This window comes from Streptomyces mirabilis, from assembly GCF_039503195.1.
In the GTDB taxonomy this organism is placed as follows: Bacteria; Actinomycetota; Actinomycetes; order Streptomycetales; family Streptomycetaceae; genus Streptomyces; species Streptomyces mirabilis_D.
Map to the genome: position 1 here is coordinate 3,940,619 of NZ_JBCJKP010000001.1, position 17,697 is coordinate 3,958,315.

Sequence of the window (17,697 nt, forward strand, 5' to 3'; positions counted from 1 at the left end):
TCCACCGCCCGGTGCCGCAGGGCGAGTGCGGGATGACTCGCGCGTACTCACTGGTCCTTGGTGAGGACCTGCGAGGTCGCGGACTCCGGCTCAGAGGCTCGCTCCGCCGCCCAGCAACCGGGCGAGTGCGCTCACCGTTCCGTCGATCTCGCGGGCGCACTCGTACAGCACGGAGGGGGGCCTCCCCCACGGGTCCGAGATGTCGTCCCCGGCCGGCGGGACCGGGGCGACGGCACCCCGACGGCGGGCGGCGGCCGCGACCACGACGTCGAAACCGTCCACGACCGGCGGGACTTGCCCGTCCGGTACGTCGCCGTGCGTGGTCGCCGTACCTTCCCCGCCCCGCACCGTGCCGACTCCCCCCGCAGCGAGACGTACGAACTCCTTCAGGGTGAAGCAGCGCCGCAGCGCCGTCGGCACGAGCCGTACGGCGGCCTCCCGGTGTTCGTGCGCGAGCCCGAGGACCAGCGCTGCTTCCGCGACGAGCTGTGCGCTGAGCGGGCGGGCCGCGAAGCCGGAGCCGTCACCGCCCAGTTCCTCCAGCACCGACCGGGTGGAGGCCTCCATGCCGGACCAGGGCCGCGCCTGCGTTCCGGCGCTCTCCGGCCGTACGGCCGAACCGGGCGGAAGCCTCGCGGCCAGCAGCCGCTCGGCGAGCACCGAGCGGTGCACGTTGCCCGTGCAGACGAACAGGACCCGGGTCATTTCCCGCCCGCGAGACGTGTCGTCGCGGCGGCCTCCTTCCCGGGGTCCGACACACGAGGAGCGGGCAGCTCGCCGTACGACCCGTAGGTGCCGTAGCGATCGCCCCTGGGCACCGGAGCCATGTTGAAGACGGTGCCGAGGACGCGGACACTCACGCGGTCCAGCGATTCCGCGGCGGTGCGGACCTGATCCCGGCTGGTCTTCGCGGCGCGCACGACGAGCAGTGCGCCCTGGGCGAAGGAGGCCAGTCCGAGCGTGTCGGCGACCGGCAGCAGCGGCGCGGTGTCGACGATCACGACCTCGTAGGTGTCCGCCAGTTCGCGCAGCACCTCTTCCATGCGCGCCGAGGCGAGCAGCTCCGTGGGATTCGGCGGTACGGCGCCGCTGGCGAGAACCGAGAGCCGGCCGCCGGCCTGCTGCATCACGTCCTCGATGCGGGCCTGTCCGATGAGCACGGTGGTCAGACCGGCGTCCTGGACGAGACCGAAGGTCGACGCCACACACGGTCGGCGCAGGTCGCCGTCCACGAGGCAGGTGGAGAGACCTGTCTCGGCGAGCGAGAGGGCGAGGTTCACCGCGGTGTTGGTCTTGCCCTCACCAGGCACCGAACTTGTCACCGCGATGATCCGGGGCGGCTCGTCGACCTGCGAGAACTGCAGGTTGGTGCGCAGCTTGCGGAAGGCCTCGGCACGGTGGGAGTGCACGTCGGCGCTGACGAGCGGTTGCTTGGGGACGTTCCTGTCGTACGGGATGGTGCCGAGACCCGGCAGCGCGGTGAACTCTCCCAGCGCCTCGCTGGTCTTGAGCGTGGTGTCGAGGGTCTCGCGCAGGGCGACGAGGCCGGCACCGAGCAGCAGGCCGCCGAACACTCCTGCGGCCAGGTTCAGCAGCGGGCGAGGTGAGACCGGGCCTACGGGGGCGACAGCTTCCTGGGTGACGCCCAGGGAGACGGGCGAGGCGGGCGGGGCATCGTCCGCGTGGTTCTTTCCGGACCGCTGGACGGCGCGCTTGGGCGTCTCCAGCCTCTCGACGACCGCGCTGAACCGCTCCGCCACCGCGTTGGCGATGCGTGCCGCACGCCTGGGCTCGGTGTCCCGGACGGTGATGTCGATGAGCACGGTGTTGAGCGGGGCGACGGCGGTGATCCGGGACGCCAGTTCCTCCGGGGTGGTACGCAGCCGCAGCTCCTTCACCACAGGCCGGGTCACCTGACGGGTGGTCACGATCGCGGCGTACGACTGAACGCGCGCCTGCGAGAAGCTCTGCCCCTGGTTCAGCTGGACGGTGTCCTCACCGGTGTGGGTGGCGACGAAGAGCTGGGTCCTGGCCTCGTAGACGGGTGTGCTCAAGCTCGTCACGGCGAGCGCCGCCCCGGTCGCGAGAACGAGACAGACCACGACGGTCGGCCAGCGTCTGACAAGAGCCTTCAGGAATCCGTGGAGATCCAAGCTGCACCCCTCATAGGACCGAGGGAACCACCCGAAATGGAATGTTCTGTTCCCTATGTGTGCAGCCGACGATAGGGACTCACGCACGTCAACCGGGGGAGCCGCCCCTGTGTCGGCCCGCCGAACGAGGGCCATTGGGAAGCAAGTGCTCCACCATCCGGTGAGTTCTGGTCGGCGTCACGCCAGTCGGTACCTATATATCCCATTTATTCCATGTATCTAGATGGTTGGTACCCAGATCTTGCTCACGGCCGACGCTGCGGCTTGGCCCGGACTGAAGTCGAGGAGAGTGAAGAAGATGACGACATCGCCAAGATGGCGGGTTGCTCTGGCATCGGCAGCATCGGCTGCCGTGCTCGTCGCGGCACCGCTTTTGGGGGCGCAGACCGCCCATGCGCAATACCCGCCACCGCCCCCGAGCCTCACCCTCAGCCGCACCACGCTGCCCGCCGGAGGTGCACTGACCTTCGTCGGCACCGGCTTCGCCGCCAGGCAACTGGTCACCGTGTCGGTGCTCTCGAAGGAAGTCGTCCTGGGCAGGTACAGGGCGACCAGGACAGGAGTCGTCACAGGCAAGGTGACCATCCCCAGGCGCACCGTGCTGGGCGGCCACACGTTCAAACTGACCGCCCGCCACCCCAACCTGACGCTTTCCGTCAACATCAGCGTGCAGGGCAGGCTCGGTCAGCCAGGCAGCCGACCCGGCGGCTCGGGGAACCCCCATCACCGCCCGGACCTCGCGGAAACAGGCAGCGAAAAGGCCCTGGCACTGGGCGGCACCGCGGCGGGGCTGATCGCGGCGGGCGGGGGCACGATGCTGGCCGTGCGCCGTCGCCGCAGTTCATGACGGAGCGGGACAGCGGCACGGCGGAACCAAGGCGTCCCGGCCCCGGCCGAGGCGCCTTCCGCATGCGCAGGCCCGGCCACTCCCGCGAGGGGGCACCGGGCCGCCGTCGTGTACTCAGGAACACCGTGCTGGCCGCCGCGGCGCTCCCCCTGGCCGGCGCCGTCTGGATCGGTGTCACCGGGCTGCTCGCCCGTTCGGAGTTGATCGCGGCCGGGCGGGACCTCGACGCGCTGCGGCAGTCGCTGGCGCCCGTGCCCGGCGCCCCCTCCGGTGCCGTGCCCGCGTCCGTCCAGGAGCGGGAACGGGAGGTGCGGTCCGCCGCCGCCCACGCCGCTCGGGCGCATCGCCTCACCACCGGCCCGGCCTGGTACCCCGCAGCCGCGCTGCCCTTCTTCGGCGGCCCGGTCAGGACCGTGCGCGGAGCCGCGTACGCGGCCGACCGGCTGGCCGGCGATGTGCTGTCCCCGCTGGTGCGGGCCCTGCCACCGGCCACGCCGGACGGCCGCGGTGACGGGATGTCCGAGGCGCTGATGACCCTGCAGAAGCACGCGCCGGAAGTCGTCCGGGCCGCCCGCGCCGCGGTCGAGGTGCAGGCCTACGTGCACGGGCTGCCCCGGTCCACCTGGTTGCCGGCGGCCGACCGGGCCCGGGCGGGGCTCGCGCGGCAGATCGACCGCCTCGGCCCGGTGATGACCGACGCCTCCCTGGCGGCCCGCGTCCTGCCGTCCCTGCTCGGCGCTGGAGGGGAACGGCGTTACTTCCTCGCGTTCCAGAACATCGCCGAGGCGCGTGGCACCGGGGGCGTTCCGGGGGCTTTCGCCGTGCTGTCGGCCGACCGGGGTCATCTGTCCTTCGAGCGCTTCGGCAACAACACCGAGATGGCCACGACGAAGACGGACCTCGACCTGGGAGCCGACTTCACGGCCCGCTACCAGGGCAGCGAGCCCACTCGCGTGTGGGCCAACTCCAACATGAGCCCGCACTTCCCCTACGCGGCCCGCATCTGGGCCGCGGCGTGGCGCGAACACACCGGCGAGCGCGTGGACGGCGCGTTCGCCGTCGACCCCGCCACGCTGAGCCGTCTGCTGCGCGTCACCGGACCGGCCCGCATGGCGGGCGGCACCGAGCTGACCGCCGACAACGTCGTGGACCTCACCGAACGGGCCAGCTACGCGATGTACGACGACGTCGCCCGGCGCAAGGCGTTCTTCGTCGAGGCGGCCCGCGCCGCCGCCGGGCCCCTGATCTCCGCGACCGGCGACATGCGCCGGCTGCCCGCCCTGCTCGTCGCCCTGAACGACGCCCAGCGGGACGGACGGCTGAAGGTGTGGAGCGCGCATGCCGCGGAGCAACGTCTCCTCGAGTCGCGCTCCTACTCGGGCGCTCTCCCGGACACTCCCGGCCCCTTCGCGGGGCTGGTGGTGAACAACGCCGCCGGCTCCAAACTGGACTACTACCTCGACCGAAGCCTGGTCTGGGAAGCGAACGGCTGCTCCCTCGACGACCGCCCGGTCACCGCGACGGTGACCCTGACCAACCGGGCCCCGGTCTCCGGGCTGCCCGGTTACGTCACCTTGCGGGAGGACTCCCCGCCCTACCGCACCCGGCCGGGTGACAACCGGCTCCTGGTGTCGTACTACGCGGGCGTCGGCGCCTCCCTGACCGGCGCCACCCTGGACGGCCGCCCGGCGCAGCTCGCACCCGGCGTCGAACGCGGCCACTCCGTGTACACGCTGGACCTGGAACTGCCCGCCCACTCCAGCCGCACGCTGGTACTGCACCTGCTGGAGCCGCACGCGGACCGCACCCCGGTCCTTCTGCGACAGTCCCTGGTGACGCCACTGCGAGCCACGCTGAAACCGGGCGGTGCCTGCCGTGTCTGAGCGCCTGCGCCGCACCGGGGCGGTGCTCCTGGGGGTGCTGCTGCTCGCGTCGTGCGCGACGGGAGAGTACGCCCCGGACGATCCGGCAGGCGGGGCCGCGGGTGGGCGGCGGGTCGCCGCGCACCGGGTCGAGCACCTGCGGGTCAAGGTGCTCAAGTCCTTTCCGCACGACCCGCGAGCGTTCACCCAGGGACTCGAGATGGCCGGCGACACGCTCTACGAAGGCACCGGCATCTCCGGCCGGTCCTCGGTGCGGGCAGGGCCTTTGGGCAAGAAGCCCACGGTCCGCACGGCACTCCCCGCGCCCTTGTTCGGTGAGGGCATCACCGTGCTCGGCCGAACCCTGTGGCAGCTCACCTGGCGGAACCGGATCGCCATCGAGCGCGACGCCAGGACACTCAGGGAACTGCGTCGCGTCCCGTACCCGGACGACGGCTGGGGCGTGTGCCTCGAGCGGGCCCGGCACCGGCTGGTGACCAGCGACGGCTCGTCACGGCTGACGTTCCGTGACCCCAGGTCGCTCGCGAAGACGGGCGAGGTCGCCGTGACCGAAGGGGGCCAGCCGGTGACGGAGCTGAACGAGTTGGAGTGCGTCGGTGCCGCTGTTTATGCGAACGTGCTCTTCACCGACCGGATCGTGCGCATCGATCCCGTCACCGGAGCGGTGACGGCGAGCATCGACGCCTCGGGCCTGCTGCGCGACGACGAACTCGTCCCGGGGTCCGCGCTGAACGGTATCGCGGCGGTCCCCGGCACCCATCAGTTCCTGATCACCGGGAAGTTCTGGCCCAGAATGTTCCGCGTCGCGCTGGCCCCGGCCTGACGGACGGGCGACCCCGCCCACCTTTTCAGTGCCCTCCCGTGGACCCCTCGCCTCCCGGCCCGGGCTGTCCGCATATGCGCGAGGCATGGAGCTCTGCTCATCGGGTGAGAGTTGCTCGAAGCCCAGCGTCGCGCCCCGCTGTTCACCGGACAGCCGTTCACACTCGAATAGTCCTTTTTTGATGCGCTTGGAGGGCGAATGTGGCTGTTCGGGGAGACGATGCCCCACGTACCAGTGGCAAGACCTGCGCAGACACAGGTCATCCGGGAGCGGCCGACCGGGCGCCGCACCGGCAAGCCCGTCTGGTACGCGCCGGCCGCCGTCATCGGCGACGTGACCGGCGCAGCCGTGCCGGTGTATCTGGCCTTCGCGCTGACCGGCGGCACGCATGCCGTGGCCTACGCGATAGTGGCGGCCGCAGCATGGCTGCTCGTGCGCGGCGCACGGGACCGCTACGGCGAGCGCCGTCTCGGTGAGCGCGACAACATCGGCCCCGCGACGCAGGACTGGCTGGTGCTGGTCGGACTGCTCGCGGTGGTGCGGGCGGCGACAGGCGAGGAGTCCCCGTTCCTCCTTGCACTGGCCGCCCTGGTGCCCTGCGCCCCGACGAGCGCCGTCGTACACAATCTGATCCACCGTCACCTGGTCGCCCGGCGCCGCGACGGCCGGACCGTCCGCAGGGCCCTGGTGATCGGGGAGGCCGACGCCGTCGACGGTCTGGTGAGCCACCTCGCGAAGCGGACCGACCACGAGTTCGTCGTCGTCGGGGTGTGCCCGATCGGCGACGAGGACCCGCACACACTGGCCCCGGTCGCCACCCGTATCGGCCGACAGGCACCGCCGCACCCGTCTGCCGACTCCGCCCCGGTACTGGACGCGGCCCGGCGGCTCTACGCGGACGTGGTCCTGGTCGTGCCGGGACCGTACATGAACGGAACGCGCCTGCGGAGGCTGTCGTGGGCCCTGCACGGCGAAGAGTGCCCGCTCGTGGTCGTACCGGGTCTGACCGAGGTCGCCGGGCGCCGGGTGGGCGTCCTCTCCGTGGCCGGGCTCACCATGCTGGCCGTGGCCCCGCCCCTGAGTCGGGGGGTCGCGACGCTGCTCAAGTCGGTGACGGACCGGCTGGGCGCGGCGCTGCTGATCGTGCTGCTCGCCCCGGTGTTCGTGGCGGTGGCCCTCGCCGTACGGATGGACTCCCCGGGCCCCGCCGTGCACCGGCAGACGCGCATCGGACGCGACGGAAAACCGTTCACCATGGCCAAGTTCCGCACCATGGTCGTCGACGCGGAGCGGCTGAGGCATCAGCTGACCGGGACCAACGAGCAGGACGGCCGCATGTTCAAGATCCGCCGTGATCCGCGGATCACCCGCGTCGGCCGGGTGCTGCGCCGCTCCTCCCTGGACGAACTGCCCCAGCTGTTCAACGTGGTGCGGGGACACATGTCCCTGGTCGGTCCGCGACCGCCGCTGCCCGACGAGGCCGCCGGTTACGACGAGGTGGAGCGGCGCCGGCTGGCCGTCAAGCCCGGACTCACCGGCCTGTGGCAGGTCAGCGGCCGCTCCGACCTCTCCTGGGCCGAGACGGTCGCCCTGGACCTCAGGTACGTGGACAACTGGTCGCCGTCGGGGGACCTCGAGGTGCTGTGCCGGACGGTGGGCGCCGTAGTAGCGGGCAGAGGCGCCTACTGAGCAACTGCCCGCCCCGCCAACACGCCCGACAGCACCGACGACAGCCGCTGATGTCCACCGCATCCACCAGCACCGGCGATCCCCCTGGAGGGCTCATGCCGCCCGGAACCCCCACCGACCACTCACCCGGGGACCGCTTCGGACCTGACCACCACACCCCGGGGGACCGCCTCAGCTCGCCGCTGGAGGCCACGGACGTGCTCGCCCTGGCGGACCGGCTCTTCCGGTGGGCCGACGCCCGCGACTGGGCGGGCCCGGACCCGTACGACGGGCTGACCGGCCCGCTGGGACGGCTGGCCGTGCACCGTGTGCTTCGGCAGGTGCTCCTGCAGACCGTCAAACGCAGCCGGATCGACCTGCGTCCGGTCCTGGGCATTCACCCGCTGCGCACCGCGACGGCCGCCGGAACCGCGGCCGGCGCCTGCGCCAGGCTCTCGGCCTCCCCCGTGTGGCGGGAGCGCGCCCGCCGACTGGGCCGGTCGTCGGCCGCCGAGCAGCTGTCCGGGCGCTACGCCGGCCTGTGGCGTTACGAGTTCGACGTGCAGACCCGCTGGGCGTACTACCCCGCCTCCCTCCCGAACCTCGTGGCCACCACCTTCTGCGCGGACGGCTGTCTGGACACCGGGACGCTCGGCGACGAGTCGGTACGGACCCTCGCTCACGGGCTCCTGGAACACCTCCACAACGGCGAGTTCTTCACCTACACACCGGCCAGCGACGTCCTCGTCCACAACGCCAACCTCATGGGTGCCGCGCTCGCCGCCCGCCTGGCCCGCACCGGGACGCTGCCCGGAGGACTGGCGGACCGCCTGGTCGATGCCGCCCGTGGTGCGGTCGAGGTGAGCCTGAACAGTCAGCGCCCCGACGGCTCGTGGCCATACGGACGTGGCCCGCGACTGGACTGGGTGGACGGCTTCCACACCGGATACGTGCTGCTGCGCCTCGAACGAGCGGGGACGCTGCTCGGCATGGATGTCCGGGTCCCTCTCGAACGGGGGGCGAACCACTACCTGCGGGACCTGTTCGACGGCCCCCTTCCCCGCTACTTCGCGGGCGGGCGGACCAGACGGGACCCGAACAACGACGCGACAGCGGTACGAATGGCGGCGTGGGCGGCCGAACGCGGCTTCGCCGCGACCGACTTCGCGTACGCCGTGCTGGCGGCCGTGGTGGACCGCTACCCGGGCCTCGGCACGGGCACGCCCACAGGTGCCGCCTCGGGCAACCGGCCCCTGTGGGAGTCGCCCCGTTGGAGCGTCGCGCCCCTGCTGGACGCGCTGACCGCCCTGCACACCGTTCTGCCGGCCCGGGACACGCCGCCCAGTCCGCGTCGGCCGTCGGCCGATCAGCCGAGCGCGCGGACCGTGTAGCCGGACAGGACGTCCGAGGCCCGGCCCGGGCCTCCGGTGACGTTGCACTCCCACCAGACAGCAGCGCAGAACAGCCCGAACACCGCGAGGCCCCGGTCACGGACGCCCCGGACGTGTTCGGTGACGAGCCGGTCGGCGACCCGCCGGTCGAACACGTCGTCGAACACCGGGGACCGCCGCACCTCGGGCCACAACCGGGCGCCGTGCTCACGCAGCAGCGACCGCACCGGCGCTCCGAACCCCGTCTTGGGACGCCGGGCGACGAACTCGGGAACCCCGGACGCGACCGCCGCCGCGCGGAAGCGCGCCTTGCCGTTGCCGAGCCGTAGCTGGTCCTCCGCGACGGCGCCCAGGGCGCAGGCCACCACCGGCTCACCCAGGAACGGAACCCGCAGCTCCACGCTCGCGCGCATCGAGGCACGGTCGCCGTACAGCAGATTCAGGCCCGGCAGGAACAGCCGCCGGTCGCATTCCGCGAGCGCCGCGAGGGGCGTCCCACCGTCGTCGAGCACAGCGCCCGCCACTTCGCGGTGCCGTTCGGTGACCGCCTCCAGCCCCACGAGGGGCGAGAGGGCCATCCACTCCTGCCCGGAGTAGTACGCCTGCGTCGCCCAGGACCAGTCGCGGGGACCGAGCTGGAGCAGACGTCCGAACTTGTCGGCACGTCCCCGGTAGCGCCGCGGCCGAGGCACGACGGCGGTGGCGCCGAAGGCGGGGCGCGCCCAGCCGGGGAGCCGCTGCAGCAACTGCACGGCCTGGTAGCGCTCGTATCCGAGGAACAGTTCCTCGACCCCGAGCCCCGACAGCAGCACGGTCGCCTCGCTGCGTGCGGCGCGGGAGAGTTGCATCAGGGCGAAGGCGGCGGGGTCGCCGAAAGGCAGCTCCATCGTGGTGACCAGCTCCGGAATACGGCGCAGCACATCGACGTCCAGGTCGACCCATGTCAGCGGCAGGCCCAGCCATCGGGCGACCCGGGCGGCGTACGGGGCATCGTCCTCGAACGGCTCGGCGGAGGCCGCCGCGCCGCGGCCCGACCTGGCCGCGAAGGCCGGCCCGGTGAAGCCCTTCCTTGCCATCTCGACGCCCAGCCAGGTGCTGTCCAGGCCTCCGCTGAGCAACAGTCCCACCGGAACGTCCGCGTGCACTTGCCGAGCGACCGACTCCTGGACCGCGGCACCGATGTTCCCGGCCGGTGTCACGGGCCCGGCCTGCCACCACGGTGACGTGTGCACGTACCGCGGAGGCCGCTGGGCCAGCACAGTTCCAGCCGGCACCACCCGCACACGCTGCCAGCCCGTCCGCGGTGGCGGCGTCCACAGGAACATGGCACCCTGCGCCACCGCGACCGCGTCGGCATCGCCCGCCAGCCGGGCTGCCCGCAGCGGTTCGATCTCACTGGCGAGCGCCGCCAGGCGGCCCGCGCCGTCCGACGCGGCGTACAGCGGTTTGACGCCCAGCCGGTCCCGCCCGTAGCGCAGCTCTCCGTCGGGCAGAACGAGGACGAAGGCGAACATCCCGTCCACCTGGTCGAGCAGCCGCGACGCGTCCGGCTGCAGGAGCAGCTCGTAGAGGACTTCGGTGTCGCCCTCGGTCCTGAATGCCACGTGCCGCTTCCGCAGCGTCTCGCGCAGCTGCGGGGCGTTGTAGATCTCGCCGTTGTAGACCATCACGCCACGGTCAGGGCAGCCGAAGGGCTGATCACTCCTCTGATCGAGGTCCACCACGGCCAGACGGCGGAAGTGCAGCGCTGCGTGCCAGTCCGGCCCGTGGATGTTCAAGTGGCCGCTCGCGTCGGGTCCCCGATGCGCGAGCGCCGTGCACGGATCGGCGCCCGACGACGGGAACTGTGCACTCCGATTGAGGAGGACGACGAAGCCGCACATCAGATCGTGGCGGCGGAGGAGGAGCCGCTGGACGGCCTCGGTACGGCGGTGGCGCCGGCGGTGCCGGGAACTGGGCAGCCCAGTGCCCTGGCCAGGGCCGGTGTGGAAGGAGCCGCCTCCACCGCGCGGTCGGCCGTGACCGCCTGGGCGGCGCGGCAGGCCACCAGCGAACTCCACAGCGCCGAGGCGAAGTCCGCCTCACGGGCGGACTCCTCGTCAACGGTCCGGTTCCGGACCAGACGGACGAGGGCGCGCATCTGAGCGGCGTGCCCCTTCGGTGCGCCGCGGTACTTCGTGGTGGCGGGTCTGCCCCCGTTCCACACGGTGAGCGAGCGGAAGTCGTCGATCCTGGCGGCCAGGCCGTCGGTGGCGACCTCGAGGAGTTCCTTGGGAGCGCCGGACGGTGTCAGCCCTCCGTACACGATCGACGCGGTCGAGGCGTCGTCGTAGGTGAGCTGAAGGGTGACGCTCTGCGCGGTGCCCGGGTCCCGCACATCCACCCCGGTGGCCCGCACGTCTACCGGCCGCCCGGGAATGAGGAAGCCCACCGCGTCGATGAAGTGGCACACCTCGCCGAGCAGCCGACCGCCCTGCAGGGGGTCGAAGTACCAGTGGCCGGGCGGGAGACGACCGGCGAAGACCCGGTAGTTGATCTGGAGGGGCGCGCCCGCCGGGAGCGCGGCCCGAAGGACTCGCATCGCGGGGGCGAACCGCCGGTTGAACCCGGCCATCGCCGGGGCACCGGAGGCCAGCCACGCGTCCGCGAGGTCCTCCAGCTCCGCCTCCGTGAGGCCCAGCGGCTTCTCGCAGTACAGGGCGGCGCCGCCGCGCAGGACCTGCGCCGCGTACCGGCCGTGGCTGTCGTGGCGGCTGAGCACCATCACACAGTCGGCGTCGCCGGAGGCGAGGCCGGTGTCGGTGTTTTCCGCGATTGTACGGAAACCCCAGCGCCTGCCCTGGTGGGCGGCGGACAGTCCGCGTCCACTCGCAACCCACGAGAACTCGACGCCGGACTCCCGCTTCAGCTGGGGGAAGAGCATCTTCGTGGCGAAGTTGCCCGCGCCGATGGCGGCGATCCGCAGTGTGCTGCTCGGGACGGTCCAGGTGCGCGGGCCCGTCGGCGGTGCAGGTGGGGGCGCGAGCTGCGCGGTGCCGGGATAGCGCAGCAGCAGGGCCACGCTCCGGCCGGTGTCCGACGCCTTCAGGGCCTCGTACGCGTCGGCCGCCTCCTCGATCGGGAAGACGCGGGGCTTCAGGTCCGTGAAGTCCAGCGCGCCCGTCGCCAGGAGACGGAGCACCTCCGCGAGGTTGCGCCGCTCCGTCCACGGTACGTACCCCTCGGGATAGGGCTGGCCGCCTTCCTCGAAGCGCGGGTCGTAGCGGCCCGGACCGTAGGACCGGGCGTAACGGGTCGTCAATTCCTTCCCGTAGTACGACGCCCGGGGCGGGACGACGTGCACGTCGCCGACGACCACCACGGTGGCGCGGTCGCGGGCCAGGCGGCCGGCGAACTCGACCGGATCGGAGCTGGTGGTCGCCGCCGTGATGAGGACCGCGTCCGCGCCGGCGCCTCCCCAGCGCCGGGACAGCACCCTGGACAGGTCGGCCGCCGCACGCGGATACGCCACCAGCCCTGCCGAATCGGCGAGCGCCACCATGGCCGGGTTGGGATCGATACCGAGCGCGTCGTACCCGTAGGCGCGCAGCAGGTGGAGTGTGATCTGGCCGACCAGCCCCAGGCCGATGACTGCGATCCGCGAGCCCGGCACCGTGTCGGCCTGGTGGATGCCCTGGAGCGCGACCGCTCCGACCGTGGCGAAGGCCGCCCACTGGGTCTCGACTCCTTCCGGTACCGGCACCACGAGGTTGCGGGGCACGGCGACGATCTCCGCGTGCGATGCGTAGCGGGCCCCGGCGGCAGCGACGCGCATTCCGGGACGGATGTCGTCGACGCCCTGGCCCGTCTCGAGGACCGTTCCCGCGCAGGAGTATCCAAGCTGCATGGGCCGATCCAGCCGGTCCTGGACCATCCGGTAGGTGTCGACGAACCCGGTCTGCTTAAGGGTGTCGAGAACCTGCCTCACCTGCTCAGGGCGCTGCCGCGCCTTGCCCACAAGACTCTGCGCACCGGTTGAGACTGTGGCTCGCTCCGTACCCGCACTGATGAGTGAGTAGTCGTTGCGAATCACCACCGTCCCGGCGGCTGCTCCAGGAGCGGGAATTTCTCCCACCGTGATGGACCCGGTACGCGGGGACAGGAGCACTGCTTTCATTTCTTGCCTTTTCGGAAGAGAGACAGGCGCGCGACGCACTGTAGGGAGGGAAATTTACCCGGCAACCGCGCACTTTCTGGAAAAGGGCCAGCCGGACGAACATCTTCATGCGCAGGAGTGAACATGCCGGGGACGTGTCGGGCATGCGCACAGAAACCCGTTTCGCTGGTGATCGGCAAGCGTCCACGCCCGGCGCATGCCCGGAAGGAGACCCTGGTGAAACGATTGATGGTCGTCTACGGAACCAGACCGGAGGCCATCAAGATGGCTCCCGTCATCGAGGCGCTCCACCGCTCCCCGCATTTCGAACCGACGGTGACGGTTACCGCCCAGCACCGTGAACTGCTCGACCAGGTCCATTCCCTTTTCGGTATCCGGCCCGATCACGACCTGGACATTCTGCGTAAGCACCAGACGCTTTCCGACATCACCGTGCGGGTCCTGAACGGCCTTTGTCCGCTGCTGCGCAGTGAGCGCCCGGACGCGGTGCTGGTCCAGGGGGACACGACCACGGTCTTCGCCGGAGCCCTCGCCGCCTTCTACCACCGGATTCCCATCGTCCATCTGGAGGCGGGACTGCGCACCGACGACAGGTACGCGCCCTTTCCTGAGGAGATCAACCGTCGGCTGGCAACCCAGCTGGCCACCCTCCATCTGGCGCCCACCCCCCACGCTCGGGACAACCTGATCCGGGACGGCGTCGCCCCCTCGTCTGTCGTGGTGACCGGGAACACGGTGATCGACGCCCTGCACTGGGCGGTCGAGCGGAAGGCGCACTATGAGGACCTGGCACTGGCCGATCTGGACGACACGGCCCGCCGGGTCCTGCTGGTGACGGCTCATCGCCGTGAGTCGTGGGGCAGTGGAATGGAGTCCGTCGGCGGTGCCCTGGCCGATCTGGCCCGCGCCGAGCCCGAGTTGCTCATCGTGTTCCCACTGCATCCCAACCCAGTGGTGCGGGCGGCGATCCTGCCGCAGGTGGAGCGCATCGAGAACGTACGGCTCACGGAGCCGCTGGCGTACGGCGCATTCGCCCGGCTGATGAACCGCTCGCACCTCATCCTGACCGACAGCGGTGGGCTCCAGGAGGAGGGGCCGGGCCTCGGCAAACCGGTACTGGTCATGCGGGACACCACGGAGCGTCCGGAGGCCGTCCAGGCGGGCACGAGCCGGCTGGTCGGGACCGACCGCGACCACATCGTGAAACAGGTGCGCGAGCTCCTGCACGACCGGGAGGCCTACGCCTCGATGGCGAGGGCGATCAACCCGTTCGGCGACGGCCGGGCCGCCGAACGGGTCGTACGGGCGATCGGCCACTGGATGGGGCTGTGCGGACGCCCGGACGAGTTCGGCTCCGCGTCAGCGCCAGAACCCGCGGGTGTCGAAAACGGCCTTGCCGCGCAGCACGCTCCGCTTGATGCCCCGGAAGGCGTCGTGGTCGACGAGCAGCACGACGACGTCCGCGTCGCGCACGGCGGTGGCGACGTCGACGAGTTCGACCCTGCCCGTACCAGACAGTGAGGCCGGCAACTCGGTGATGTGCGGCTCGGCGACCAGCATACGGCCGACCTGACGCTCGGCCAGCTGGGCCGTGATGTGCAGCGCGGGGCTCTCCCGCAGGTCGTCGATGTTCGCCTTGAACGATAGGCCCAGGCAGGCGATCAGGGGATCCCTGAACCGGCTCGCCGTCCGGACGACCTCCTCGATGACGTAGTCCGGCCTCGCGTCGTTGACCTCGCGGGCCAGCCGGATGAGACGCGCATGCTGCGGAGCCGTGTCCACGATGAACCAGGGGTCCACGGCGATGCAGTGACCGCCGACACCCGGGCCAGGCTGCAGGATGTTGACACGGGGGTGACGGTTGGCCAGGGCGAAGACGTCACTGGCATCGATGCCGAGGTGGTCGCAGACCATGGACAACTCGTTGGCGAAGGCGATGTTGACGTCCCGGAAGGCGTTCTCGCTGAGCTTGGCCAGCTCCGCCGTCGTGGCGTCGGTGAGGTGGCACTCCCCCTTGGTGAACACCTCGTAGAGCATCCGTGCCCGCTCGGCGCAGCCGTCTCCGACACCGCCGATGACGCGGTCGTTCGTCACGATCTCGATCATCGTCCGCCCCGGCAGGACGCGTTCGGGGCAGTGGGCGACCTGCACGTCGGGCGCGTCCCCCGGCTCATGCGGGAAGGACAGGTCGGGCCGGTGCTTGCCCAGCCACCGGGACAGCTCCACGGTCGTACCGGGAGGCGAGGTGGACTCGAGGATGACCAGATCACCCTCCTTGAGTACCTCGGCCACCGAGGCCGCAGCACTGCGCACATAGGAGAGGTCGGCCGTGCGGTCCTCCCGAAGCGGGGTGGGGACGGCGATGATGAAGGCGTCCGCGGGTTCGGGCGCGCTCGTAGCCCGCAACCGTCCCATGGCCACGGCACCGCTGACGGCCACCGCCAGGTCAGGTTCGACAAAGGGGGCCCGGCCCGCATTGATGAGCTCGACCGTGGCCGGATTGACGTCGACTCCGATGACATCGATTCCGTTGGTGGCGAGTGCGGCGGCGGTGGGCAGACCGATGTAACCGAGGCCGACGATGCAGATACGGGAGAACACCAGGAGAAATACCTTTCCGGACGTGCCACGGGTGAATGGACTGATGGCAGACCTGGGCGAACCACACCGGTACGGCGCCCCGGCCCTTCAGGTGACGGTTTGGCAGACCAGGACTTGTCCCTCGGAGAAGCCCGGCCGTACGTGGGCCGCGACCCGGGAGACGGCATCGTAGAAGCGCGCCCGGGCGCCCTTGCCGGAGTCGACGTGATAAAAGAACCAGCGCTTCGGGCGCAGCCCGCAGTCCGAGACGAGGCGGGCCAGCGAAGCCGGTGTGAAAACATAGACATGGTCCGGATGGATGATCTCCAGGCCCACCAACGTGTTGATCATGTTCTTGGCAGCCAAGCCGTTGGGAGTCGAGAGGATCAGCTCGACACCGTCGCCCGCTTCCCGCATGAGGGCTGCGAGGCCGTGCAGGAACGAGGCGGCATCCCGCACATGTTCGATGACATCACCGGCCAGTACGACCTCAGGCCTGAACTTGATCAGATCGCCTCTGTCGCTCGGATCTGCCACGTCGGCGACCGAGTATTCACCGCCCAGGTGCTCACGCAGGAGCTCGACGCCGGCGCGGTCGACATCCACACCGTGCACAGCCGATGCCGCCAGCAAGAGCTTGGTGTGCAGAAGTGATGCGCACTTCAGTTTCTCGGCGGTCAACGGGGAATCGGCGCAGCCGACGTGGAGGACACGGCGTCCAGCACAGAGGTTCAGCAGCAGATCGTCGCGATCTCTCATCACCGGCGCACTGACAAGCTGTTGAGAAAAGAATCCAGTTTTCGGCACGACGTCTCTCCTCTTCACCGCTCACGCTTCACCCGGAGAGTAGCGATGATTCATCGCACCGTTGCGGACTGACACACCACGAGTGACTGTGGAGAGAATTTATGCTTCCGGATTACATTACCGTTCTTCTGAGGACACGATCACCAACCGCCCGAGAGGCATGCGGAGGCGTCCTCGCCCATCCGTTCATCAGGAATCTCGATGAGCAGTTCACCGTCGCGATCTTGATTCGCGCTGGTGGGAACGCCCGCAGAGAGCCTGTCGGGGCTCTGCGCTTCCCTTAGGTGAGAAAATCACCCCATCCGGGTACTCGGCGTAGGAGATTTCCGCACCTGTATAAGGGTATAAGGGTTGCACATCGTCCGGCCAATGGCAGAATTAATGAATACCCCAAGTGAATGGGAGAGGCCGGTACGTAATGCACTACGCTCCTGGCGAGAACGGAATAATTTGCACCAGCCCCTCGAACACTCGCACCCGGAGGAAATGCCCTGGCCCGCAAACGCACCCGTTCTCAGGCGCAGTCCATCTGGCCAGGATGTTCGTCGTGTTGACACCCGACCGCCCACTCGGCACGCAACTTGGAAAGGCCTCACGGTGCCGTGGTCAGTGTCCGCCCGGCAACCTTCGCTGCCACCCGAACGAAACCCTTGGCTGGCGGCCGCCAGATCGGCCTCGTCAGACGCAGCCAATCCGGCATCTGCCGACTGAGGGCCAACTCGGCTTCGCGTTGCGACTCCGAGCGACTTCGGACCGTCAGTGACCCGGGGTGATAGCGGATTTCACCGAGAACTGAGGCGACATAGCGCAACCTTCCATGGGCGGCGAGCCTCCGGTGGAAATCGACATCGAATGCAAGCCGGAAGCTGTTGTCCAGCCCTCCGACAGCCTCGACCGCTGTGCGCCGGTAAAGGCAACCGGGTTGGAAAACCATGTTGTGCCCCAGGTGCAACAACAGGGAACCCACTCGTCCAGGGCGCATGGCCTTGAAGGCTTTGCCACCGGCATCGATATACCGCACCTGACCGTATGCCATCGCGGCTTCAGGATAACGCTCGAGGGCACGAAGTGCCGCGACAATCGAACCCGATGGCAGCCGGTCGTCGTCACCCAGCCAGCCCAGGACGTCGACACTGTCACCGAAATGTCTCCAGCCCGTCATGACAGCGTCCACAATCCCAGAACCGTTCTGGGGGATCACGGCGATATGGGGAGATGTTGCTCTCTTCACGTCGATCACCGCACTGGGAGATGATGCGACGACGAGACGGAGTCCGGCATACTCCTGCCCGGTCAGTGAATTCAGGCACTCCTCCAGCAGCGCAGGGCGCTCACCGAGTGTGGGTACCACCATTCCAACCTGCATCAGTTTGGCCTCCTGCTTCACCG

Annotated in this window: 12 protein-coding genes and 1 pseudogene; 6 read left to right on the plus strand and 7 right to left on the minus strand. The window is 70.1% G+C overall.

Annotated elements, in window-relative coordinates; genetic code table 11:
• Positions 1 to 90 precede the first annotated feature (90 nt).
• Positions 91 to 705, minus strand: a complete 615-nt coding sequence (locus AAFF41_RS18420) for an arsenate reductase/protein-tyrosine-phosphatase family protein (protein ID WP_319744424.1) — start codon at positions 703 to 705, stop codon at positions 91 to 93.
• On the minus strand, positions 702 to 2,153 hold the full coding sequence (locus tag AAFF41_RS18425; RefSeq protein WP_343324243.1) for a tyrosine-protein kinase domain-containing protein: 1,452 nt from the start codon (positions 2,151 to 2,153) through the stop codon (positions 702 to 704). Before AAFF41_RS18425 ends, AAFF41_RS18420 begins: the two co-directional genes overlap by 4 nt.
• A 289-nt stretch (positions 2,154 to 2,442) precedes the next feature.
• On the opposite strand from AAFF41_RS18425, the gene AAFF41_RS18430 reads away from it, so the two are divergent.
• The 5 genes from AAFF41_RS18430 (at position 2,443) to AAFF41_RS18450 (ending at position 8,765) form a co-directional block, all read left to right on the plus strand.
• Positions 2,443 to 3,000, plus strand: a complete 558-nt coding sequence (locus AAFF41_RS18430; RefSeq protein ID WP_319744429.1) for a hypothetical protein — start codon at positions 2,443 to 2,445, stop codon at positions 2,998 to 3,000.
• Between the two features lie 62 nt (positions 3,001 to 3,062).
• Positions 3,063 to 4,883, plus strand: coding sequence for a DUF4012 domain-containing protein (locus AAFF41_RS18435; protein ID WP_319744431.1), 1,821 nt, complete (start codon positions 3,063 to 3,065; stop codon positions 4,881 to 4,883).
• Complete coding sequence (locus AAFF41_RS18440) at positions 4,876 to 5,706, plus strand: glutaminyl-peptide cyclotransferase (protein ID WP_343324244.1); 831 nt, start codon at positions 4,876 to 4,878, stop codon at positions 5,704 to 5,706. The genes AAFF41_RS18435 and AAFF41_RS18440 overlap by 8 nt, the downstream gene beginning before the upstream one ends.
• A 219-nt stretch (positions 5,707 to 5,925) precedes the next feature.
• Positions 5,926 to 7,395 carry a sugar transferase gene (locus tag AAFF41_RS18445; RefSeq protein WP_319744435.1) on the plus strand — a complete coding sequence of 490 codons (1,470 nt, stop codon included), beginning with the start codon at positions 5,926 to 5,928 and terminating at the stop codon, positions 7,393 to 7,395.
• Between the two features lie 95 nt (positions 7,396 to 7,490).
• Entirely contained in the window at positions 7,491 to 8,765 is a 1,275-nt protein-coding gene (locus AAFF41_RS18450; RefSeq protein ID WP_343324245.1) for a hypothetical protein, read from the plus strand.
• Here the strand turns inward: AAFF41_RS18450 and asnB are convergent.
• Together asnB and AAFF41_RS18460 are read right to left on the minus strand one after the other, a co-directional pair.
• Complete coding sequence (gene asnB / locus AAFF41_RS18455) at positions 8,741 to 10,648, minus strand: asparagine synthase (glutamine-hydrolyzing) (RefSeq protein ID WP_343324246.1); 1,908 nt, start codon at positions 10,646 to 10,648, stop codon at positions 8,741 to 8,743. The two genes, AAFF41_RS18450 and asnB, sit on opposite strands and share 25 nt — an antisense overlap.
• On the minus strand, positions 10,648 to 12,732 hold the full coding sequence (locus AAFF41_RS18460; protein WP_343324247.1) for a bi-domain-containing oxidoreductase: 2,085 nt from the start codon (positions 12,730 to 12,732) through the stop codon (positions 10,648 to 10,650). The genes asnB and AAFF41_RS18460 overlap by 1 nt, the downstream gene beginning before the upstream one ends.
• Before the next feature lie 405 nt (positions 12,733 to 13,137).
• Here AAFF41_RS18460 and wecB point away from each other — a divergent pair, with 405 nt between their 5' ends.
• Positions 13,138 to 14,442 (plus strand): non-hydrolyzing UDP-N-acetylglucosamine 2-epimerase, encoded by a 1,305-nt coding sequence (wecB, locus tag AAFF41_RS18465; protein WP_319744444.1) that lies wholly within the window; start codon positions 13,138 to 13,140, stop codon positions 14,440 to 14,442.
• Here wecB and wecC read toward each other — a convergent pair.
• The 3 genes and pseudogenes from wecC to AAFF41_RS18480 form a co-directional block, all read right to left on the minus strand.
• A pseudogene (gene wecC, locus AAFF41_RS18470) lies at positions 14,344 to 15,522 on the minus strand (UDP-N-acetyl-D-mannosamine dehydrogenase); the annotation flags it as partial. The gene wecB and the pseudogene wecC overlap by 99 nt on opposite strands.
• A gap of 87 nt (positions 15,523 to 15,609) precedes the next feature.
• Complete coding sequence (locus tag AAFF41_RS18475; RefSeq protein WP_319744446.1) at positions 15,610 to 16,308, minus strand: class I SAM-dependent methyltransferase; 699 nt, start codon at positions 16,306 to 16,308, stop codon at positions 15,610 to 15,612.
• 592 nt (positions 16,309 to 16,900) lie between these two features.
• Positions 16,901 to 17,695 (minus strand): glycosyltransferase, encoded by a 795-nt coding sequence (locus AAFF41_RS18480; protein WP_319744448.1) that lies wholly within the window; start codon positions 17,693 to 17,695, stop codon positions 16,901 to 16,903.
• Positions 17,696 to 17,697: the final 2 nt, after the last annotated feature.